General features: G+C 62.6%; 19 protein-coding genes and 1 riboswitch. Of the genes, 8 read left to right on the top strand and 11 right to left on the bottom strand.

Translation table 11 applies throughout. The annotated features are described in order from the left end of the window. Positions 1-5 precede the first annotated feature (5 nt). The 7 genes from J3A71_RS02185 to tkt form a co-directional block, all read right to left on the bottom strand. Positions 6-2138 (bottom strand): EAL domain-containing protein, encoded by a 2133-nt coding sequence (locus J3A71_RS02185; protein WP_096426856.1) that lies wholly within the window; start codon positions 2136-2138, stop codon positions 6-8. Positions 2139-2352: 214 nt separating this feature from the next. Continuing rightward, entirely contained in the window at positions 2353-3417 is a 1065-nt protein-coding gene (gene fba, locus J3A71_RS02180; RefSeq protein WP_016501943.1) for a class II fructose-bisphosphate aldolase, read from the bottom strand. Positions 3418-3517: 100 nt separating this feature from the next. Next, positions 3518-3847 carry an MliC family protein gene (locus J3A71_RS02175; RefSeq protein WP_016489510.1) on the bottom strand — a complete coding sequence of 110 codons (330 nt, stop codon included), beginning with the start codon at positions 3845-3847 and terminating at the stop codon, positions 3518-3520. Positions 3848-3909: 62 nt separating this feature from the next. Further along, a complete protein-coding gene (locus J3A71_RS02170; RefSeq protein WP_016489511.1) occupies positions 3910-4161 on the bottom strand; it encodes a hypothetical protein in 252 nt (83 codons plus the stop codon). Next, a complete protein-coding gene (locus tag J3A71_RS02165) occupies positions 4161-5324 on the bottom strand; it encodes a phosphoglycerate kinase (RefSeq protein ID WP_016489512.1) in 1164 nt (387 codons plus the stop codon). Before J3A71_RS02165 ends, J3A71_RS02170 begins: the two co-directional genes overlap by 1 nt. A 12-nt stretch (positions 5325-5336) precedes the next feature. After that, complete coding sequence (gene epd / locus J3A71_RS02160; protein ID WP_023046981.1) at positions 5337-6398, bottom strand: erythrose-4-phosphate dehydrogenase; 1062 nt, start codon at positions 6396-6398, stop codon at positions 5337-5339. 150 nt (positions 6399-6548) lie between these two features. Next, complete coding sequence (gene tkt, locus J3A71_RS02155; RefSeq protein WP_023046980.1) at positions 6549-8546, bottom strand: transketolase; 1998 nt, start codon at positions 8544-8546, stop codon at positions 6549-6551. A 227-nt stretch (positions 8547-8773) separates the two neighbouring features. Between tkt and J3A71_RS02150 the strand changes: the two genes are divergently transcribed. From J3A71_RS02150 to J3A71_RS02135, 4 genes are all read left to right on the top strand, one after another. Further along, entirely contained in the window at positions 8774-9766 is a 993-nt protein-coding gene (locus J3A71_RS02150) for a metalloregulator ArsR/SmtB family transcription factor (RefSeq protein WP_209953623.1), read from the top strand. An 18-nt stretch (positions 9767-9784) separates the two neighbouring features. Next, a complete protein-coding gene (gene metK / locus J3A71_RS02145) occupies positions 9785-10975 on the top strand; it encodes a methionine adenosyltransferase (protein ID WP_016489516.1) in 1191 nt (396 codons plus the stop codon). 144 nt (positions 10976-11119) lie between these two features. Further along, positions 11120-12820, top strand: coding sequence for an NAD-dependent DNA ligase LigB (ligB, locus tag J3A71_RS02140; protein WP_096426997.1), 1701 nt, complete (start codon positions 11120-11122; stop codon positions 12818-12820). 132 nt (positions 12821-12952) lie between these two features. Beyond that, positions 12953-13345: a DUF1090 domain-containing protein gene (locus J3A71_RS02135; protein WP_023046978.1), complete on the top strand. Its 393-nt coding sequence runs from the start codon at positions 12953-12955 to the stop codon at positions 13343-13345. A gap of 128 nt (positions 13346-13473) precedes the next feature. Here the strand turns inward: J3A71_RS02135 and J3A71_RS02130 are convergent, their stop codons facing one another. After that, positions 13474-13920 carry a cytochrome c gene (locus J3A71_RS02130; protein ID WP_016489519.1) on the bottom strand — a complete coding sequence of 149 codons (447 nt, stop codon included), beginning with the start codon at positions 13918-13920 and terminating at the stop codon, positions 13474-13476. Positions 13921-14039: 119 nt separating this feature from the next. Between J3A71_RS02130 and J3A71_RS02125 the strand changes: the two genes are divergently transcribed. Then, positions 14040-15191 carry an MltA domain-containing protein gene (locus tag J3A71_RS02125; RefSeq protein WP_016489520.1) on the top strand — a complete coding sequence of 384 codons (1152 nt, stop codon included), beginning with the start codon at positions 14040-14042 and terminating at the stop codon, positions 15189-15191. 49 nt (positions 15192-15240) lie between these two features. Here J3A71_RS02125 and J3A71_RS02120 read toward each other — a convergent pair whose 3' ends face one another. Both J3A71_RS02120 and J3A71_RS02115 read right to left on the bottom strand, forming a co-directional pair. Beyond that, positions 15241-15627: an MAPEG family protein gene (locus J3A71_RS02120; RefSeq protein ID WP_016489521.1), complete on the bottom strand. Its 387-nt coding sequence runs from the start codon at positions 15625-15627 to the stop codon at positions 15241-15243. A 27-nt stretch (positions 15628-15654) separates the two neighbouring features. After that, positions 15655-16488 carry a DMT family transporter gene (locus tag J3A71_RS02115; RefSeq protein ID WP_016489522.1) on the bottom strand — a complete coding sequence of 278 codons (834 nt, stop codon included), beginning with the start codon at positions 16486-16488 and terminating at the stop codon, positions 15655-15657. A gap of 193 nt (positions 16489-16681) precedes the next feature. On the opposite strand from J3A71_RS02115, the gene J3A71_RS02110 reads away from it, so the two are divergent. Beyond that, positions 16682-17917 (top strand): sodium:proton antiporter, encoded by a 1236-nt coding sequence (locus J3A71_RS02110; RefSeq protein WP_023046976.1) that lies wholly within the window; start codon positions 16682-16684, stop codon positions 17915-17917. Positions 17918-18033: 116 nt separating this feature from the next. Here J3A71_RS02110 and J3A71_RS02105 read toward each other — a convergent pair whose 3' ends face one another. Further along, positions 18034-18435, bottom strand: coding sequence for a hotdog domain-containing protein (locus J3A71_RS02105; RefSeq protein WP_016489524.1), 402 nt, complete (start codon positions 18433-18435; stop codon positions 18034-18036). 178 nt (positions 18436-18613) lie between these two features. Next, positions 18614-18710, top strand: a riboswitch (S-adenosyl-L-homocysteine riboswitch). 20 nt (positions 18711-18730) lie between these two features. Between J3A71_RS02105 and ahcY the strand changes: the two genes are divergently transcribed. Together ahcY and metF are read left to right on the top strand one after the other, a co-directional pair. Next, positions 18731-20140, top strand: a complete 1410-nt coding sequence (gene ahcY, locus J3A71_RS02100; RefSeq protein ID WP_016489525.1) for an adenosylhomocysteinase — start codon at positions 18731-18733, stop codon at positions 20138-20140. A gap of 108 nt (positions 20141-20248) precedes the next feature. After that, complete coding sequence (metF, locus tag J3A71_RS02095) at positions 20249-21094, top strand: methylenetetrahydrofolate reductase [NAD(P)H] (RefSeq protein WP_023046975.1); 846 nt, start codon at positions 20249-20251, stop codon at positions 21092-21094. Positions 21095-21099: the final 5 nt, after the last annotated feature.

Raw genomic sequence — 21099 nt, 5'->3', positions numbered from 1 at the left:
GCCAATCATGGCCCAAGCCAGGAGAAAATTGCCGGAAAGCCGCTGGCATCCGCCGCGGTCATCGGGTGAGCCACCAGAAAACCCTGCACATACTCGCAACCATTGGCCTTCAGCCAGGCCGCCTGGGCCTGGGTTTCAACACCCTCGGCGATCACCGTGATGCCGTAGTCGGCACACAGGCCGATCACACTGCGGACCAAGGCAGCATCCACCGCCGAATCAGGCAAGCGCGCCACCAGGTGGCGGTCGAGCTTCAAGGTGTCGATCGGCAAGTCACGCAGCATGCGCAACGAACAGTCGCCTGCGCCAAAATCGTCCAGGGCCACACGTACCCCCAGCTCACGCAAGCGGTGTATCTGCTTGATAGCTGCATCAATGTTGTACATCAGCGAGGTTTCCGCGACTTCCACCTCCAGCTGCGCCGGGTCAAGCTGGTAAAGCTGGATCACCCGCTGCAACTCTTCGACCAGGCCGGGCATGACAAACTGCGCGCGGCTCAGGCTGATGCCGAGCACAAGGTCTGCCGGGAAGCGTTCGTACCAGGCCTGGCGCTGGGCCGCCCCTTGGCGGTAGATCCAGCTGGCCAGGCGGTTGATCAGGCGTGCTTCTTCCAGCAACGGAATGAACAGCCCCGGCGGTACGTCGCCCACGCTGGGATGCTGCCAGCGCAACAAGGCCTCGAAGCCACGCAGACGGCCATCAATGAAAGACACTTGCGGCTGATACACCAAGGTGAAATCCTGCTGTTCGATGGCGGTGCGCACACCGTCTTCCAGCATCAGCCGCGAGCGCGCCCGGCCGTTGAGCTCCTGGTCGTAGAAACGGTACTGCTGGCGCCCAGCCTGCTTGGCGGCGTACATCGCCGCATCGGCTGCGCGCAGCAGGCCTTCGACATTGGCTCCGCAGTCCGGGTAGGTGGCAATGCCGATACTGACCCCAAGGCACACATCAAGCCCTTCGATCTGGTGGCTGATCGAAATACGCTCAAGCAATTGCTCGGCATAGCGCCCGGCCTGTTCGGGATAGGGCAGGCTGTCGAAAAGCGCGGTGAATTCATCCCCTCCCATCCGTGCCAGCAGGGCCTGGCTGCCCAGGCAATCCTTCAGTTGCTCGCCCACCCAACGCAGCACACGGTCACCGGTGTCGTGGCCCAACGAGTCGTTGATGCGCTTGAAGCCATCCAGGTCCATGTACATCAATGCCTGCGCCTTGTCCGAGCGCTCGTTGCGCAGCAACGCACCTTCGGCAGCCTGGTAGAAACCACGGCGGTTGAGCAGGCCGGTCAGCGGGTCGGTGACGGCCTGATATTCCAGCTGCTGGTGCAGGTTGCGCACCACCGACATGTCCAGCACGGTGACAACCATGGCCTGCTGGTCCGCCGGCAACGGTGCGCAGGACAACGCCACCGGCACCAGTTCGCCATCGAGGGTACGCAACTGAGCATCATGCACGCGGAAAATACGCCGCCCGAGGTAGGCCTGGTAGAAGTCAGACTCCGCCCACAGGCTGGCACTGGCCAGTTGCACGAGGTCGAGCAGGTGTACCCCCTGAAAATGCTGCACCGGGGCCGCCAGCAAGCGCGAAATGGCCGGGTTGGCAAAACTGATCACGCCCTGGGCATCCACCACCAGAATGCCCTCGGCAGCGTTCTCCAGGACCGACGCATTGAACGCCCTGGCTGCCTCCAGCTCGCGGGTCAGGCGCTGCAGCATGCGCCGGTTGCGCTGCTGGTCGAGCAAGGCCTGGACCTTGGGCTTGAGAATTTGCGGGTCGAACGGTTTGAACATGTAGTCCACAGCGCCGCTGGCGTACCCTTTGAGTACGGCCGCTTCGGACTGTTCGTTGGCGGTGAGGAATATGATCGGTGTCAGCCGGGTGCGCTGGCTGCCACGCATAAGCCGGGCGACTTCGAAACCATCCATCTCCGGCATCTGTACATCCAGCAACACCAGGTCGACATCGTGTTCGAGCAACGCACTCAAGGCTTCCGTCCCCGAGCTTGCCGTCAACACCTGCCAATCCTGCCGGGCCAGCAACGCCCGCATGCTGATGAGGTTCTCGGGGTAGTCATCTACCACCAGAAGGACCGAGCTGCCATCCAGTGGCTGTGGTTGAACTTGAGCTTGAGCGCCATCCATGCTGCTTCTCTGTTATGTGACCGACTTCAAAATACGGTTGGATCCATGAGTACTCTAGCCCTGAGGTGTCAACACGCAATGGAATCAGAACGCTATCAGTGGTTCAACTGTACGGTAGCCGACTAACGGTCGGTTTGCCGGAATTATGTTCCGCCTTTTTGTTGCCCATAAAAAAACCCGCATCGCTGCGGGTTTTTTTACTGCTGCCAGTCGATCAGTTGACCTTGGCGGCCAGCTCACCTTTCAGGTAGCGCTGGTACATGCCTTCCAGGGAGATCGGCTTGATCTTCGAGGCATTACCGGCAGTGCCGAAGGCTTCGTAACGGGCGATGCACACGTCACGCATGGCCTTGACGGTTTCACCGAAGAACTTGCGTGGGTCGAACTCGCTCGGGTTTTGCGCCATCAGGCGACGCATTGCACCGGTGGACGCCAGGCGCAGGTCGGTGTCGATGTTGACCTTGCGCACGCCGTGCTTGATGCCTTCGACGATCTCTTCGACCGGTACGCCGTAGGTTTCCTTGATGTCGCCGCCGTACTGGTTGATGATCGCCAGCCACTCTTGCGGGACCGAGGAAGAACCGTGCATCACCAGGTGGGTGTTGGGGATGCGCTTGTGGATTTCCTTGATGCGGTCGATGGCCAGCACGTCACCGGTAGGTGGCTTGGTGAACTTGTAAGCACCGTGGCTGGTACCGATGGCGATCGCCAAGGCGTCCACCTGGGTCTTCTTGACGAAATCGGCCGCTTCTTCCGGGTCGGTCAGCATCTGGCTGTGGTCCAGCACGCCTTCGGCACCGATGCCGTCTTCTTCACCGGCCATGCCGGTTTCCAGCGAACCCAGGCAGCCCAGCTCGCCCTCAACCGAAACGCCGCAAGCGTGCGCCATGGCAACGGTTTGCTGAGTAACGCGGACGTTGTACTCGTAGTCGGTCGGGGTCTTGCCGTCTTCACCCAGCGAGCCGTCCATCATCACCGAGCTGAAGCCCAGCTGGATGGAGCGCTGGCAAACGTCAGGGCTGGTGCCGTGGTCCTGGTGCATGCACACCGGGATGTGCGGGAATTCTTCGATGGCGGCCAGGATCAGGTGACGCAGGAACGGGGCACCGGCGTATTTGCGGGCGCCGGCCGAGGCCTGGACGATCACCGGGGAGTCGGTCTTGTCAGCCGCTTCCATGATGGCGCGCATCTGCTCGAGGTTGTTGACGTTGAAAGCTGGTACGCCGTAACCGAACTCGGCGGCGTGGTCCAGCATCTGGCGCATGCTAATGAGTGCCATTGTGTATCTCTCTCCCGACAAGCGTCGTTTGTTTCGTGCAAGCCTGCCGCAGGGGCGGTTGCTGTTCAAGTAGTGTGGGCCATTCACGCAGCCCGGCCAGTCACGGTGCCTTGCAGCCCCGCCCAATCAGATCGTTGGTTGCCACCCAGTACACCAGGCCTTCTTCGCCCTTGGTGTGGAAGGCCAGCATGCCATCGCTGTACAACGCACCCGAAGCACCCGGCTCGGACTTGAGCCGGTAGACCTGGTCACCGCCGCCAAGGCGCACGTCGACCTGGTCGCGTTGTGCATCGGCGAAGCGCCACAGCACTTCGACCTGGGTGTCGCAGACCCAACGGGTCCAGTTGTCTGCCGGGGCGGGTGGCGCCGGCTGCAGCAGTGAGCATCCTGCCAGTGTCGCCAGGGCCGTTACGGCCAAAAGCGCTTTCATTACATTTCCTCTAGATGACCACAGAGCAGCCGCTTGGTTGCCTGGCCCGACGAAACGCGGGGTCATGGGCAACCCGGCGCCTTGCGCTGGTGGTCTTCGTCGTACTTTTCCAGGCCTTCCGGGCCTACGCGCTTGCTGATGACCGGCACGGTTTCGGCCTGCCACTCGGACTGGTAGCAACCACCCTTGGGCGGATGCGCCGGGTCGCCATCCGAGGCCGGGCTGCCGGAGCAGGCGCTCAGCAGGCCAGCCAGCATCATCACAGGCAATTGCTTGACCATCAGGCCACTCCCTTTGCCAAGCGCCGACGTCATCAGGCTTTGGCCCGCTCTTCCAGGATTGCTACCGCTGGCAGGACCTTGCCCTCGACGAACTCGAGGAAAGCACCACCACCGGTAGAAATGTAGGAGATTTGCTCGCTAACGCCATATTTGTCGATGGCGGCCAGGGTGTCACCGCCACCGGCGATAGAAAACGCTGCGCTCTCGGCAATGGCTTTGGCCAGCACCTTGGTGCCGTTGCCGAACTGGTCGAACTCGAACACGCCGACCGGGCCGTTCCACAGGATGGTCTTCGACGACTTCAGCAGCTCAGCGAAGTTGGCCGCGGTTTGCGGGCCGATATCCAGGATCATGTCGTCGGCAGCAACGTCGGCAATAGCCTTGACGGTAGCTTCGGCGCTCTCGGCGAACGCCTTGGCAACCACCACGTCGACTGGCAGCGGTACACTGACCTTGGCGGCGATGGCCTTGGCGGTGTCTACCAGGTCCGGCTCGTACAGCGACTTGCCCACCGGGTGGCCGGCCGCAGCCAGGAAGGTGTTGGCAATACCGCCACCGACGATCAGCTGGTCGCACACACTGCTCAGGCTGTTCAGCACGTCCAGCTTGGTAGACACCTTGGAGCCGGCAACAATGGCCGCCATCGGCTTGGCCGGGGCTTTCAGAGCTTTGCCCAGGGCATCCAGCTCGGCCGCCAGCAGCGGACCGGCAGCGGCAACCTTGGCGAACTTGGCCACACCGTGGGTCGAACCTTCGGCGCGGTGAGCGGTGCCGAAAGCGTCCATGACGAACACATCGCACAGGGCAGCGTACTTCTGCGCCAGCTCGTCGGCGTTCTTTTTCTCGCCCTTGTTGAAGCGCACGTTCTCGAACAGCACCAGCTCACCGGCCTGTACCGCGACACCGTCCAGGTAGTCGGCCACCAGCGGCACATCACGGCCCAGGGCCTTGCTCAGGTAGTCGGCAACCGGCTTGAGGCTGTTCTCGGCAGAGAATTCGCCTTCGGTCGGGCGGCCCAGGTGCGAGCAGACCATTACCGCCGCGCCCTTCTCCAGCGCCAGCTTGATGGTCGGCAGCGCTGCCAGGATACGCGCGTCGCTGGTTACCACACCGTCCTTCACAGGCACGTTGAGGTCTTCGCGGATCAGTACGCGCTTACCTTGCAGGTCGAGGTCGGTCATCTTCAACACGGTCATGAATGCAGTCCTTCAGGGCTGTTTGTTGCGGGTTGGGTGAACGACGTGCAGAAAGTGTTCGGCAACGTCGAGCATACGGTTGGCAAAACCCCATTCGTTGTCGAACCAGGCCAGCAAGTTCACCAGGCGGGGGCCGGAAACACGGGTCTGGCTGGCATCGACAATCGCCGAATGCGGGTCATGGTTGAAATCACAGCTGGCGTGCGGCAACTCGGTGTAGGCCAACAAGCCTTTCAGCGGGCCTTCCAGCGCGGCCTCGCGCAACACCCGGTTGACCTCGGCCGCGCTGGTGTCGCGGGCGGTCTGCAGGGTGATGTCCAGGCACGAGACGTTGACGGTCGGTACACGTACCGCTTTGGCCTGGATTCGCCCGGCAAGTTCCGGGAGCAGGCGCTCGATGCCACGGGCCAGACCAGTGGACACCGGGATCACCGACTGGAAGGCCGAACGCGTGCGGCGCAGGTCTTCGTGGTGGTAGGCGTCGATCACCGGCTGGTCGTTCATCGCCGAGTGGATGGTGGTGATCTGCACGTATTCGATGCCGAACGCCTGGTCCAGCACACGCAGCAGTGGCACGCCGCAGTTGGTGGTGCACGAGGCATTGGACACCAGGCGCTCGCTGCCGGTCAGGCACGCCTGGTTGATGCCGTAGACCACCGTGGCATCGACGTCGGCTTCACTGGCCATCGGTTGCGAGAACAGCACGCGCGGCGCGCCGGCGTCGAGAAAGCGCTGGCCATCAGCACGGGTGTTGTAGGCACCGGTGCACTCCAGCACCAGGTCGATGTCCAGCGCAGCCCAGTCGATGCCTTCGGGGGTGGCACTGCGCATAACCTTCACGCAGTCGCCATTGATATGCAGACAGTCACCGTCGACTTTCACCTCGCCGGGGAAACGCCCGTGGGTGGAGTCGAAGCGTGTCAGGTACTCAAGGCTGGCCTGGTCGGCCAGGTCGTTCAGCGCGACGATCTCGAACCCGGCCTTTGCCCCCCGCTCGACCAGCGCGCGCAGGACACAGCGGCCGATGCGGCCATAACCGTTGAGTGCAACTTTGTAGGGACGCAGGTGGGGCATAGGTAGCTCTTGAACTCCGGCAGTTGAACGGGGCCGCCATGCGGCCCATTCGCGACACAAGGCCGCTCCCACAGAGAACGGCATGCGCAATACCCTGTGGGAGCGGCCTTGTGCCGCGAACGAGGGCCAACGGCCCTCGCCTTCCTTGTATCAGTCTTCCAGCAGCTCTTCGGCAGTACCGAGGATGTTTTCCAGGGTGAAGCCGAACTCTTCGAACAGTGCCGAAGCTGGCGCCGACTCACCGTAAGTGGTCATGCCAATGATACGGCCTTCCAGGCCGACGTACTTGTACCAGAAGTCGGCGTGGGCAGCTTCGATGGCGATGCGCGCACCCACTTCCAGCGGCAGCACGGACTGCTTGTAGGCTGCATCCTGAGCGTCGAACACGCTGGTGCTCGGCATCGACACGACACGCACCTTGCGGCCTTGCTCGGTCAGTTTGTCGAACGCCTGAACAGCCAGGCCCACTTCCGAACCGGTGGCGATCAGGATCAGCTCAGGCTCGCCAGCGCAATCCTTGAGCACGTAACCGCCACGGGCGATGTCGGCGATCTGCGCATCGCTGCGCACCTGATGCTGCAGGTTCTGACGCGAGAAGATCAGCGCCGACGGGCCGTCCTTGCGCTCCAGAGCGTGCTTCCAGGACACGGCGGATTCCACCGCATCGGCCGGGCGCCAGGTGTCCAGGTTTGGCGTGCTGCGCAGGCTGGCCAGCTGCTCGATCGGCTGGTGGGTCGGGCCGTCTTCGCCCAGGCCGATGGAATCGTGGGTGTAGACGTGGATCACGCGCTGCTTCATCAGGGCAGACATGCGCACGGCGTTGCGGGCGTATTCCATGAACATCAGGAAGGTCGCGCCGTAAGGCACCAGGCCACCGTGCAGGGCAACGCCGTTCATGATCGCGGTCATGCCGAACTCGCGCACGCCGTAGTACATGTAGTTGCCATTGGCATCTTCATGGCTGACGCCCTTGCAACCTTTCCACAAGGTCAGGTTGGAGCCGGCCAGGTCGGCCGAGCCGCCCAGCAATTCCGGCAGCAGCGGGCCAAAGGCGTTCAGGGTGTTCTGGCTGGCCTTGCGGCTGGCAATGGTCTCGCCCTTGGCCGCGACTTCAGCAATATAGGCAGCGGCTTTTTCTGCGAAGTCGGCCGGCAGCTCACCGCTCAGGCGGCGCTTGAGTTCGCTGGCCAGTTCCGGGAAGGCAGCGGCATAGGCATCGAAACGCTGGTTCCATTCGGCTTCGGCCTTGGCACCGGCTTGCTTGGCGTCCCACTCGGCGTAGATGTCGGCAGGGACTTCGAACGGACCGTGGTTCCAGTTCAGTTCCTTGCGCGCCAGGGCGATTTCGTCGTTGCCCAGCGGAGCACCGTGGCAGTCTTCCTTGCCCTGCTTGTTCGGCGAACCGAAACCGATGATGGTCTTGCAGCAGATCAGGGTCGGACGGTCGCTCTTGCGGGCGGTCTCGATGGCGGTACGGATCTCGTCGGCGTCGTGGCCGTTGACGTTGCGGATCACCAGCCAGTTGTAGGACTCGAAACGCTTCGGCGTGTCGTCAGTGAACCAGCCTTCCACTTCACCGTCGATGGAAATGCCGTTGTCGTCGTAGAAGGCGACCAGCTTGTTCAGGCCCAGGGTGCCGGCCAGCGAGGCGACTTCGTGGGAGATACCTTCCATCATGCAGCCATCGCCCAGGAACACATAGGTGTGGTGGTCGACGACGTTGTGGCCTTCACGGTTGAACTGGGCGCCCAGTACTTTCTCGGCCAGGGCAAAGCCCACGGCGTTGGCCAGGCCCTGGCCCAGCGGGCCGGTGGTGGTTTCGACACCCGGGGTGTAGCCGAACTCCGGGTGGCCCGGGGTACGGCTGTGCAGCTGGCGGAACGACTTGAGGTCATCGAGGGTGACGTCGTAGCCGGTCAGGTGCAGCAGCGAGTAGATCAGCATCGAGCCGTGGCCGTTGGACAGCACAAAGCGGTCACGGTCGGCGAAACTCGGGTTGCTCGGGTTGTGCTTCAGATAGTCGCGCCAAAGCACTTCGGCGATATCCGCCATGCCCATGGGGGCACCTGGATGGCCGCTGTTGGCCTTTTGCACGGCATCCATGCTGAGGGCACGAATGGCGTTGGCACGTTCACGACGGCTGGGCATCGCTGATCTCCTGGGGGCTTGAATAGGTAGTGTTACGAAAAAGGCGGCCATTTTCGCCCACTGGGGGGGCTTGGGGCAATGACGTATGGTCGCAGTCGGGGGATTTTCCTGTGATTGGCATTCAATTCGGGGCAAAACCGGGTTAACCGCCCCGCCCATCACCCAATATCAAAACTTTTTGATATTGGCCTTGCTAGGGCATCGATGCCTGTCTAGACTGCCGCCCCATGAACCTGCGTGCGCAATCAAACCCCGAGCAACACGAAACATTGGCCGCCTTGTGCAAAGCCAGTGGGGACGCGCTGCGCCTGAACGTATTGCGCGCCCTGGCCAACGACTCGTTCGGCGTGCTGGAGCTGGCGCAGATCTTCGACATCGGCCAGTCGGGCATGAGCCACCACCTGAAGGTGCTGGCCCAGGCCGAGCTGGTGGCAACGCGCCGCGAAGGCAACGCCATCTTCTATCGCCGTGCACTGCCCGACAGCCTGCGCCTGGGCGGTCGGCTGCATGCGGCGCTGCTCGAAGAAGTCGACGAGCTGGCCCTGCCGCCGGCCGTGCAGGCGCGAATAGCCCAGGTGCAACAACGCCGCGCGGTTATCAGCCAGGATTTCTTCCTGCGCGTGGAAGAGAAGTTTCGCGCACAGCAAGACCTGATCGCCGGGCTGCCGCAGTACCGCGAAAGCCTGCTGGCGCTGCTCGACAAACTGCATTTCGACCCGGCCGCCAGTGCCCTGGAGGTCGGCCCCGGGGACGGTGGCTTCCTCCCCGACCTGGCCCGGCGCTTCGCCCGGGTCACCGCGCTGGACAACAGCCCGACCATGCTCGAACTGGCGCGCCAGGTCTGCCAGCGCGAGGGGCTCGACAACGTGAACCTGCAGTTGGCCGATGCACTGGGTGCAACGGATGTGGCCGCCGACTGCGTTGTGCTGAACATGGTGCTGCACCATTTCAGCGATCCGGCCCTGGCCTTGCGCCAGCTGGCCAAGCGGGTGAAGGCAGGCGGCAGCCTGCTGGTCACCGAGTTGTGCAGCCATGACCAAGGGTGGGCGCGGGACGCCTGCGGCGACCTTTGGCTTGGCTTTGAACAGGACGACCTGGCCCGCTGGGCCAACGCTGCCGGGCTGGCCCATGGGGACAGCCTGTACGTGGGCTTGCGTAACGGTTTCCAGATCCAGGTCCGCCATTTCCAGCGGACGGCTGGCGACATACACCATCGGTAAATTTCAGGAACCTTCGAGATGAGCGAATACTCCCTTTTCACCTCCGAGTCCGTGTCCGAAGGGCATCCGGACAAGATCGCCGACCAGATTTCGGACGCCGTCCTTGATGCCATCATCGCCCAGGACAAATATGCCCGCGTAGCGTGCGAAACCCTGGTCAAGACCGGTGTCGCCATCATTGCCGGCGAAGTCACCACCTCGGCCTGGGTCGACCTGGAAGACCTGGTGCGCAAGGTCATCATCGACATCGGCTACAACAGCTCCGACGTCGGCTTCGACGGCGCCACCTGCGCCGTGATGAACATCATCGGCAAGCAGTCTGTGGACATCGCCCAGGGCGTGGACCGCTCCAAACCTGAAGACCAGGGCGCCGGTGACCAGGGCCTGATGTTCGGTTATGCCAGCAACGAAACCGAAGTACTGATGCCGGCACCGATCTGCTTCTCGCACCGTCTGGTTGAGCGCCAGGCCGAAGCGCGCAAGTCCGGCCTGCTGCCGTGGCTGCGCCCGGATGCGAAGTCGCAGGTCACCTGCCGCTACGAAAACGGCAAGGTGGTCGGTATCGACGCCGTGGTGCTGTCGACCCAGCACAACCCTGAAGTCTCGCAGAAAGACCTGCAAGAAGCCGTGATGGAGCTGATCGTCAAGCACACCCTGCCTGCCGAGCTGCTGCACAAGGGCACCCAGTACCACATCAACCCGACCGGCAACTTCATCATCGGTGGCCCGGTGGGTGACTGTGGCCTGACCGGCCGCAAGATCATCGTCGACTCCTACGGCGGCATGGCCCGCCATGGTGGTGGTGCGTTCTCCGGCAAGGACCCGTCCAAGGTCGACCGTTCCGCCGCCTATGCCGGCCGCTACGTAGCCAAGAACATCGTTGCCGCCGGCCTGGCCGAGCGTTGCGAGATCCAGGTGTCGTACGCCATTGGCGTGGCCCAGCCGACCTCCATCTCGATCAACACCTTCGGTACCGGCAAGGTCTCCGACGACAAGATCATCCAGCTGGTGCGCGAGTGCTTCGACCTGCGTCCGTACGCCATCACCACCATGCTCGACCTGCTGCACCCGATGTACCAGGAAACCGCTGCCTACGGCCACTTCGGCCGCGAGCCGCAGCAGAAGACTGTCGGCGACGACACCTTCACCACCTTCACCTGGGAGCGCACCGACCGCGCCCAGTCGTTGCGTGACGCTGCCGGCCTGTAAGCCTCCTACAGCACCAGGCGAAAGCCCCTGCCGAGCAATCGGCAGGGGCTTTTTTGTGACATATCGGCTGACAATCGCGCGGCGGCAAGCGCCCGCGAACCTGCCTAGGCTGGAGGGCCCACCCGCCATGCAAGGATGCTGGCCATGCCGTATCTGCTGTTGTTCACCCTGCTATTTACGCTGAACGCCCCATTGGCCAGGGCTACCTCATGCCCTGACTGGAGCCCGCAACAGGCCGAGGCCGAAGTTGCGCAGCTGCGCGCCACGCTCACCCGATGGGACGAGCACTACCATCGCCAGGGTGTTGCCCTGGTCGCCGATGAACTGTACGACCAAAGCCGCGAGCGCCTGAATCACCTGCAGCAGTGCTTCGCGGTTGGCAGCAGCCCCTCCCCTTTGGCCAGCGCTCGTGGCCCGGTCACCCACCCCGTGCCGCATACCGGCGTCGACAAGCTGGCAGACCGCCAGGCCGTAGCGCGATGGATGGCCGGCAAGACCGGCGTGTGGGTACAGCCCAAGGTCGACGGTGTTGCAGTTTCCCTCACTTACCAGCAGGGTCGATTGGTGCAGCTCACCAGCCGGGGTGACGGTGTACATGGCCATGACTGGAGCCGACACATTCCACAACTGGGCGCAGTCACCCGACAGTTGCCCATGCCGATTGACCTGCACTTGCAAGGTGAGCTGTATCTGCGCCTGAACGAACATATACAAGCCAAGGCAGGCAGTACCAACGCCCGCGGCACTGTGGCCGGGCTGCTCGCACGCAAGCAACTGACCGCCGAGCAAGGGGACACTATCGGCCTGTTCGTATGGGGCTGGCCGCAGGGCCCCGACCAACAAGCCGAACGCCTCGCACAGCTCGCGCACCTGGGTTTCCCGGATAGCCAGCGTTACAGCATCGCCATCGACACGTTGGAAGATGCAACGCACTGGCGTGGGCACTGGTACAACTCCCCCCTGCCCTTCGCCACCGACGGCGTGATCCTGCGCCAGGGCCGCCGGCCGCCCGCCAAGCGCTGGCAGGCCAAGGCACCGTACTGGATCGCGGCCTGGAAATACCCCTATGTACAAGCCTTGGCCGAAGTGCGCGACGTGCGCTTTCGGGTTGGCCGCACCGGCAGGGTCACGCCCATTGTGCAGGTACAGCCGGTAACCCTCGATGACCGGCGCATTTCCCAGGTAAGCCTTGGCTCGCTGGCGCGCTGGCAAGCCTTGGACATCCGCCCCGGCGACCAGGTGGCCATCAGTCTTGCCGGGCTGACCATTCCACGCCTGGACCACGTCGTGCACCGCGCTGTCGAGCGCCAGCCACTGGCCGCGCCTGCACCCGACCAGCATCATGCCCACAGCTGCTGGCAGGCCAGCGAAGGCTGTGAAGAGCAATTCATCGCCCGGCTTACCTGGCTTGGCGGAAAACAAGGCCTGGCCTTGCCGCGTACCGGGCCCGGCACGTGGCGCCGGCTGGTCGAAGCGGGCTTGGTAACATCAATGACCGATTGGCTGCATCTTGATGCCGAGCGCCTGCAGCAGGTACCCGGCATAAGTAGCCTGACGGCCGCACAGCTGCTGGGCAGTTTCGACCAAGCACGCTCACGGCCATTCGATCTGTGGCTGCGGGGCATTGGCGCGCCCGTCAGCAAGCATCTGCAACTGACGGGCGACTGGGCAGAGCTGGCTTCACGCAGTGCCGGGCAATGGCAAACCGTGCCCGGCATTGGCGCAAAACGCTCGCGCCAACTTGTGGATTTCTTCGCGGCCCCTGAGGTGCAGGCCATTGCTGCACGGTTGGCGAAAACCGGCATAGAGGGGTTCCCCGCTAGCCCCCAGCGCATTGAGCAATGATTTTTTACCATTTAGCTCGTAGGAAAAACCCGAGATTCAAGCCGAAAACCTCACCAAGGGTTCCTAAATGGGCAAAACCAAGGCAGGATTTCCACCAACTTTTGCTGCCCCGCCCCGTTCAGGAGGCTTTTCATGAAACGCATTTCGACTCTTTTCCTGCTCGCATCACTGGGTTTGGCTGCGGGAGCTGTACAAGCGGCCCAGCCGGACCCAGGCCTGACCGGTTGCGCCGCCAAACGCAGCGCCATCGAGAACCAGTTGAAAATCGCCCGCGACCACGGCAACAGCGACCAGGTCGCAGGGCTGGAGGAAGCACTGCGTGGCGTGGACAACTGCACCGACGCGAGCCTGCGCAAAGAGCGTGAGCAGAAGGTGCTGGATGCACGTCACGAAGTGGTGCAGCGGGAAAAAGACCTGAAGAAAGCCGAGAAAAAAGGCGACGCGGAGAAGATCAACAAGCGCAAGGACAAGCTTGCCGAATCGCGTAAAGAATTGCAGAAAGCGGTAGACGATCTGGATCACTGACAGCGATTTGCGTTGCCCTTACTGGCCTCATCGCCGGCAAGCCAGCTCCCACAGGTATCACACTGCCCTCAATTACTGCGCAGTACCTGTGGGGGCTGGCTTGCCGGCGATGAGGCCACAGCAGGCCATCAATGATTACGAAACTCGGTATGGCACGCCTTGCACGCCGCTTCGACCTTGTCCATCGGCGCTTTCAGCTGTGCAGCGTCCAGCGGCTGGCTGCGGCTGACATCGACCAGCTCGCCCGTAACGCTTTCCAGCTGCCGGGCCAGTTCATGAAAGCGCGCCTGGCGCTCCCATACCGCTGCGCGCGCGGCGCTATCACCGCCATCGCGTACCTCGGGGAAGTGCTGCCAGGGCTGGTGCGAAAGGCTGTCCAGCTTCAGCGCGCCATCGGCAAACTTCAGCCCGTCGAACGGCAGCCGGCCACGCAGCATACCGCCCAGGTCTTCGCTGGTCTTGAGCATGTCCTTGAAGATTACCTTGCGCTTGCCCAGCGGCGAGTTCGGGTCAACCCGGTCGCAACCGCTCAGGGCCAGGGCTGCCAGCAGAACAACGGTCAATCGCTTCAACATCACGCTCACTTCGGCCTACGCAAATGGGCGGCCAGTATCGCCGTCCAAGGGCCAAACACCAATAGCCACATAAAAAACAGGGGCGAATCTTCATGTTCGCCCATGACAGGAATGCACACATGACATCTGCCTTGCGCCACCTGGCCTGGACACTTCCGGTGCTGGCGTTGCTGGCCGGCTGCAACGGCGGCGAGACCGCCAAGCCCGAGCCCCACGCCATCGCCACTTATGCTCCGGCCACATTCAAAGACCTGCCCGCAGTCAGCGACGAAGACCTGCTGGCCGGTTTCTACGCCTGGCGCAACGGCTGTGAGAAACTCAAGCGCGACCCAGTGTGGGCCGCCACCTGCGAAGCGGCCGGCAACGCCACGGCGAGCGCCGCCCAGGTACGTACATTCCTTGAACAGAACCTGCAGGTATACGGCCTGCGCTCCGCCGAGAACAAGGCCAACGGCCTGATTACCGGCTACTACGAGCCGGTCTACCCCGGCAGCCTGAGCCAGTCAGCGACCAACCATGTGGCGGTCTACGGCATTCCTGATGACATGATCGTGGTCGACCTTGCCAGCGTGTACCCCGAACTCAAGGGTAAACGCCTGCGCGGCCGGCTTGATGGCCGGGTGCTCAAGCCATACGACACTGCCGAAGTGATCAACCGTAACGGCGTCAAGGCACCGGTGCTGGCCTGGCTGACCGACCCGATGGACCTGCAATTCCTGCAGATCCAGGGTTCTGGGCGGGTACAACTGGAAGACGGCCGTCAGCTGCGCCTGGGCTACGCCGATCAGAACGGCCACCCCTACCGGCCGATCGGCCGCTGGCTGGTGGAGCAGGGTCAGTTGAAAAAAGAAGACGTGAGCATGGGTGCCATTCATGCCTGGGCCCAGGCCAATCCGCAGCGAGTACCGGAACTGCTGGCCAGCAACCCCAGCTATGTGTTCTTCAGCACCCGCCCGGACAGTAACGAAGGCCCGCGCGGTTCGTTGAACGTACCGCTGACAGCGGGCTACAGCGTGGCCATCGACCGCAAGGTGATTCCGCTGGGCAGCCTGTTGTGGCTTTCCACCACGCGCCCGGACGGCTCGCCAGTGGTGCGCCCGGTGGGTGCGCAGGACACGGGAGGGGCGATTGCGGGTGAAGTGCGCGCCGACCTGTTCTGGGGCACCGGGCCGGAAGCCGGCGAGCTGGCGGGGAACATGAAGCAGCAGGGGCAGATCTGGATGCTCTGGCCTAAAGGCCAGCCACTACCTGAGGTACCTAAGGTACCTTGATCGGCGGTGGATTCTTCGCGGGCTCGCCCGCGAAGCAGGCAACGCGGTTTCAGATGGAAACCACGAAGAACGACACGATAATTGCCAACCCGGCAAACCACACCAGCGAGCGCAAGGCCGCCCAATCGGCCAGGTAGCAGATGATGTAAAGCAAGCGGCTGGTGATGTACATCACCCCCAGCACATCCTGCGTCACCTGCTCGGCATTGCCGACGATATCCGCCACCAGTACCGCAGCAGCAAACGCCGGGAACGCCTCGTAGCCATTCTGCTGCGCTGCATGGGCCCGCCGCGGCAAGCCCGACAAGGTATCAAGGAAAGCGCGCGGGTCGTGATTGTCCTTGAGGCCAAACCGGCCGCTGGCCACTTTGGCGATCAAGGCACACAGCGGGTTCAGCATCAGCGCGATCAGGATGCACCACAGGGCAACGGTCATGCTCAGGACTCCTTGTTCGAAAATAGGTTAGAGCTTCATCACCAGCATGCCTGCAAGGACCAGCCCGCAAGCTAGGAGTCTTGGCCCGCCAAAAGGTTCTTTGAGGTAACGCATACCCAGCAACACCACCAGGATCACGCTCAACTCCCGCAACGCAGCCGCCTCGGCCACCGACCCCAGGTGCATGGCCCACAACACCAGCGCATAACTGAACAACACGCAGAGCCCTACCGCCAGGCCCAGGCGCCATTGCGTTCGCCAGAACAGGGCGAACGGAGCCCGCCGCGCCACACCGGCCAGCAGCGGGAATTGCCAGGCACTGAGCAGAGTCAGCCACACCAGGTAATCCCACGGTTTGCCCCATAAGCGCACCGCCTGGCCGTCGAACCAGGTGTAACAGCCGATGCACAGACCGATCAGGGCGACCACCGGCAGCATCGACCAGGGCAGCCGGTCACCGCCACCGCCCTGCCATAACAGGCAAGCCATGCCACAAGGGATCAGCAAGATGCCGATGATCTGCTGCTGGCTCAGCGACTCCCCGGCAAAGGCCAAGGTCAAGCCCAGCACCACTAACGGTGACAGCCCGCGCATCAGAGGATAGACCAGCCCCAGGTCGCCCACGCGGTAGGCCTTGATCAGCAGATAGCGGTACAGCTGCTCGGCCAGCGCCGAGGCAACCAACCAGGGCCATATTTCCGCCGGCGGCACATCGACGAAGGCGACCGCCAGCACCGCGAACACCAGGGCCACCGTGTCCATGCTGGCGATCACCAGCAAGCGCTCGCCGCTGAATTTGATCAGGGTATTCCAGGTCGCATGCAGCAGGGCGGCGACCAGCACCAGGGATGTTGCCAACACGCCTTCTTATCCTTAATGGCTTTTTTATTGCTGTGAATATATAGCGTTCAGGGGCCGCTGTGCGGCCCCCTTACATGGGAACGATTGGAACGAATCCGGTCAAAGCTTGTGTCCCGAACCCCGTGCCAGGTCATCAAAGAACTGCCCGAGCCATTCGGGTAACGACTTGGAAGCCACTGTCACAGGATTCGGGATGCTTGAATTAGTTGCCGCGTTTATCTGCCTCACCACCCTCCTCACCTATGTAAATTACCGTTTCATCGGCCTGCCGCCCGCCATCGGTGTGATGGTCACGGCACTGCTGTTCTCCCTGATACTGCAGGGCCTTAGCCTGATCGGCTTCCCTGGCCTGGAAGAGCGCGTCGAAGGGCTGATGAACCAGATCGATTTCAACGACCTGTTGATGCACTGGATGCTGGCGTTCCTGCTGTTTGCCGGCGCCTTGCACGTGAACCTCAGCGATTTGCGCAGTTACCGCTGGCCGATAGGGTTGCTCGCAACGATTGGGGTGCTGATCGCCACCGTGGTCATCGGCTACCTGTCGCACTGGGTATTCGCGATGTTTGGCTGGCAAGTGCCGCTGATCTACTGCCTGCTGTTCGGTGCGCTCATCTCGCCCACCGACCCGATTGCCGTGCTGGGCGCGCTGCGTACCGCCAACGCCTCCAAACCGCTCAAAACCACCATCGTCGGCGAGTCGCTGTTCAACGACGGCACTGCGGTAGTGGTGTTCACCGTGTTGCTGGGCATCATCCAGCTGGGTGAAACGCCGAGCATGACCGACACGGCGATCCTGTTCGCCCGCGAGGCCATCGGTGGCGTGGTGTTTGGTGGCCTGATCGGCTACGCCACCTACCGCATGATCAAGAGCATCGAGCAGTACCAGGTGGAAGTCATGCTGACCCTGGCGCTGGTCATCGGTGGCTCGGCCATGTGCTACGAGCTACACGTTTCGGCGCCGATCGCCATGGTGGTGGCCGGCCTGATCATCGGCAACCTGGGACGCAACCTGGCGATGAACGACATGACCCGTCGCTACATGGACGGTTTCTGGGAGCTGATCGATGACATGCTCAATGCCCTGCTGTTCGCACTGATCGGCCTGGAGCTGTTGCTGCTGCCGTTCAACTGGATGCACCTGGCGGCCGGCAGCGTGCTGGCGCTGGCGGTGCTGCTGTCGAGGCTGCTGACCGTGGCCCCGGCCATCGTCCTGCTGCGCCGCTGGCGCCCGGTGCCCAAAGGCACGGTGCGGGTGCTGACCTGGGGTGGCCTGCGTGGCGGGGTGTCGGTGGCCCTGGCGCTGTCGCTGCCACTGGGCGAGGAGCGTGACCTGCTGCTGTCGATCACCTACATCGTGGTGTTGTCGTCGATCCTGGTGCAGGGCTTGAGCATCGGGCGAGTGGTGCGCAAGGTCAGCGCCCAGCCTTGAGATTGCCGGGGCCGCTTTGCGGCCACTCACGGCACAAGGCCGCTCCCACAGCGAGAATGCGACTTCCTGTGGGCGCGGCCTTGTGTCGCGATGGGCTGCGGAGCAGCCCCAGAAAATCACTCGACTGCCGAATCCGGGAACTGGTCCTGGACATACTTGATCTCGGTGCGCCCGTGCGCTGCCGGCAAGCCGTCGTCACCGAGGTTGACGAACACCATCTTGTCGACGGTAAGAATGCTCTTGCGGGTGATCTTGTTGCGCACTTCGCACTTGAGGGTGATCGAGGTGCGGCCGAATTCGGTGGCAGTAATGCCCAGTTCGATGATGTCACCCTGACGCGAAGCACTGACGAAGTTGATTTCGGAAATGTACTTGGTCACTACACGCTGGTTGCCCAACTGGACGATGGCGTAGATGGCCGCCTCTTCGTCGATCCAGCGCAACAGGCTGCCACCGAACAGGGTGCCATTAGGGTTGAGGTCTTCGGGTTTAACCCACTTACGGGTGTGAAAGTTCATCTTTGCTCCTGACCTGCTTGGCTAACGTGTAGCAATGATGGCAGAGCGGCTGCCTTCGCTCCATTGAACATCGACTATCGTCGCGATTAATCGACGGAAAACCTTGGGCAAGCTGCCGGGGGCGGCTATAATCTGCGCCGCTTCACATGGTTGCCCACAGCGGTGCCATGCCCGCCACCTGTCCGAGGGGCGCTGCAGCAGGCTAGGCCTGTCAGGCTCGGATGGGGCGTTGCTCGCTCTCGCGGGCGCTTAACGCACAACGGCGCCCATTCGCGCACTACGAATGGAGGCTCTCATGAGCGCTGCAAACATGCCTGCTGGTTTTACCGATTACAAAGTCGCTGACATCTCCCTGGCCGCCTGGGGCCGTCGCGAAACCATCATTGCCGAATCGGAAATGCCTGCGCTGATGGGCCTGCGTCGCAAGTACCTGGCCGAGCAACCGCTCAAGGGTGCGAAGATCCTGGGCTGCATCCACATGACCATCCAGACTGCCGTGCTGATCGAAACCCTGGTTGCCCTGGGTGCCGAAGTGCGCTGGTCGTCCTGCAACATCTTCTCTACTCAAGACCAGGCCGCCGCTTCGATCGCCGCCGCCGGTATCCCGGTATTCGCCTGGAAAGGTGAAACCGAAGAAGAGTACGAGTGGTGCCTGGAGCAGACCATCCTCAAGGATGGCCAGCCATGGGACGCCAACATGATCCTCGACGACGGTGGTGACCTGACCGAGCTGCTGCACAAGAAATACCCGCAAGTGCTGGACCGCGTGCACGGTGTAACCGAAGAGACCACCACTGGCGTGCATCGCCTGCTGGACATGCTGGCCAAGGGCGAGCTGAAAGTCCCGGCGATCAACGTCAACGACTCGGTCACCAAGAGCAAGAACGACAACAAGTATGGCTGCCGTCACAGCCTGAACGACGCCATCAAGCGTGGTACCGACCACCTGCTGTCGGGCAAGCAAGCGCTGGTGATCGGCTACGGTGACGTGGGCAAGGGCTCGGCCCAGTCCCTGCGTCAGGAAGGCATGATCGTCAAGGTCACCGAAGTTGACCCGATCTGCGCCATGCAGGCCTGCATGGACGGCTTCGAGCTGGTCTCGCCGTTCATCGACGGTATCAACGACGGCACCGAAGCCAGCATCGACAAGGCCCTGCTGGGCAAGATCGACCTGATCGTCACCACCACCGGTAACGTCAACGTCTGCGATGCCAACATGCTCAAGGCCCTGAAGAAGCGTGCCGTGGTCTGCAACATCGGCCACTTCGACAATGAGATCGATACCGCCTTCATGCGCAAGAACTGGGCCTGGGAAGAGGTCAAGCCGCAGGTGCACAAGATCCACCGCACCGGCGCTGGCAGCTTCGACCCGCAGAACGACGACTACCTGATCCTGCTGGCAGAAGGCCGCCTGGTCAACCTGGGTAACGCCACTGGCCACCCAAGCCGCATCATGGACGGTTCGTTCGCCAACCAGGTGCTGGCACAAATCTTCCTGTTCGAGCAGAAGTACGCCGACCTGTCGGCCGAGCAGAAAGCCGAGCGCCTGACCGTTGAAGTACTGCCGAAGAAACTCGACGAAGAAGTGGCCCTGGAAATGGTCCGCGGCTTCGGCGGCGTGGTCACCAAGCTGACCAAGCAGCAAGCCGACTACATCGGCGTGACCGTCGAAGGCCCGTTCAAGCCGCACGCCTACCGCTACTAAGTAGCCGCAGGCAACGCTTCGCAACGATGCCCAAGCCAGGCCGGCCCACACCGCCCTGGCTTTTACTTGCAGCCTGCCGCTTGAAGCAGGCTGCTTGAGGAACGAGTGATGTCACAAGAACGCCGCTACAGTTTCGAGTTCTTCCCGACCAAGACCGACGCCGGTCACGAAAAGCTGATGGGCGTCGCTCGCCAGCTGGCCACCTACAACCCGGACTTCTTCTCCTGCACCTACGGTGCCGGTGGCTCGACCCGCGACCGCACGCTGAACACCGTGCTGCAGCTGGAGAGCGAAGTGAAGGTACCGGCCGCACCGCACCTGTCGTGCGTGGGCGACTCCAAGGACGACCTGCGCGCCTTGCTGGCGGAATACAAGGCTGCCGGCATCAAGCGCATCGTCGCCCTGCGTGGCGACCTGCCCTCCGGCATGGGCATGGCCAGTGGTGAACTGCGCTACGCCAGCGACCTGGTCGAGTTCATTCGCCAGGAAACCGCTGACCACTTTCACCTGGAAGTGGCCGCCTACCCCGAAATGCACCCGCAGGCTCGTAATTTTGAAACCGACCTGGCCAACTTCGTGCACAAGGTCAAGGCGGGCGCCGACAGCGCCATCACCCAGTACTTCTTCAACGCCGACAGCTACTTCTACTTCGTCGAGCGCGCACAGAAGCTGGGCGTGGACATCCCGGTGGTACCCGGCATCATGCCGATCACCAACTACAGCAAGCTGGCGCGCTTCTCCGACGCCTGTGGCGCCGAAATCCCGCGCTGGATCCGCAAGCAGCTGGAGGCCTATGCCGACGACACCGCCAGCATCCAGGCATTCGGCGAAGAAGTGATTACCCGCATGTGCGAACAGCTGCTGCAAGGCGGCGCACCGGGCCTGCACTTCTACACGTTGAACCAGGCCGACCCAAGCCTGGCGATCTGGAACAACCTGAAGCTGCCGCGCTGAAACCT

This window comes from Pseudomonas sp. PvP089 (assembly GCF_017875165.1).
Lineage (GTDB): Bacteria > Pseudomonadota > Gammaproteobacteria > Pseudomonadales > Pseudomonadaceae > Aquipseudomonas > Aquipseudomonas fortuita.
This window is presented reverse-complemented; position numbering and strand designations above follow the sequence as displayed.

Excerpts from the sequence above, each read along its gene's own strand:
- J3A71_RS02185 (WP_096426856.1), bottom strand. The coding sequence starts at position 2,138 with ATGGATGGCGCTCAAGCTCAAGTTCAACCACAGCCACTGGATGGCAGC.
- fba (WP_016501943.1), bottom strand. The coding sequence starts at position 3,417 with ATGGCACTCATTAGCATGCGCCAGATGCTGGACCACGCCGCCGAGTTC.
- J3A71_RS02175 (WP_016489510.1), bottom strand. The coding sequence starts at position 3,847 with ATGAAAGCGCTTTTGGCCGTAACGGCCCTGGCGACACTGGCAGGATGC.
- J3A71_RS02170 (WP_016489511.1), bottom strand. The coding sequence starts at position 4,161 with ATGACGTCGGCGCTTGGCAAAGGGAGTGGCCTGATGGTCAAGCAATTG.
- J3A71_RS02165 (WP_016489512.1), bottom strand. The coding sequence starts at position 5,324 with ATGACCGTGTTGAAGATGACCGACCTCGACCTGCAAGGTAAGCGCGTA.
- epd (WP_023046981.1), bottom strand. The coding sequence starts at position 6,398 with ATGCCCCACCTGCGTCCCTACAAAGTTGCACTCAACGGTTATGGCCGC.
- tkt (WP_023046980.1), bottom strand. The coding sequence starts at position 8,546 with ATGCCCAGCCGTCGTGAACGTGCCAACGCCATTCGTGCCCTCAGCATG.
- J3A71_RS02150 (WP_209953623.1), top strand. The coding sequence starts at position 8,774 with ATGAACCTGCGTGCGCAATCAAACCCCGAGCAACACGAAACATTGGCC.
- metK (WP_016489516.1), top strand. The coding sequence starts at position 9,785 with ATGAGCGAATACTCCCTTTTCACCTCCGAGTCCGTGTCCGAAGGGCAT.
- ligB (WP_096426997.1), top strand. The coding sequence starts at position 11,120 with ATGCCGTATCTGCTGTTGTTCACCCTGCTATTTACGCTGAACGCCCCA.
- J3A71_RS02135 (WP_023046978.1), top strand. The coding sequence starts at position 12,953 with ATGAAACGCATTTCGACTCTTTTCCTGCTCGCATCACTGGGTTTGGCT.
- J3A71_RS02130 (WP_016489519.1), bottom strand. The coding sequence starts at position 13,920 with ATGTTGAAGCGATTGACCGTTGTTCTGCTGGCAGCCCTGGCCCTGAGC.
- J3A71_RS02125 (WP_016489520.1), top strand. The coding sequence starts at position 14,040 with ATGACATCTGCCTTGCGCCACCTGGCCTGGACACTTCCGGTGCTGGCG.
- J3A71_RS02120 (WP_016489521.1), bottom strand. The coding sequence starts at position 15,627 with ATGACCGTTGCCCTGTGGTGCATCCTGATCGCGCTGATGCTGAACCCG.
- J3A71_RS02110 (WP_023046976.1), top strand. The coding sequence starts at position 16,682 with ATGCTTGAATTAGTTGCCGCGTTTATCTGCCTCACCACCCTCCTCACC.
- J3A71_RS02105 (WP_016489524.1), bottom strand. The coding sequence starts at position 18,435 with ATGAACTTTCACACCCGTAAGTGGGTTAAACCCGAAGACCTCAACCCT.
- ahcY (WP_016489525.1), top strand. The coding sequence starts at position 18,731 with ATGAGCGCTGCAAACATGCCTGCTGGTTTTACCGATTACAAAGTCGCT.
- metF (WP_023046975.1), top strand. The coding sequence starts at position 20,249 with ATGTCACAAGAACGCCGCTACAGTTTCGAGTTCTTCCCGACCAAGACC.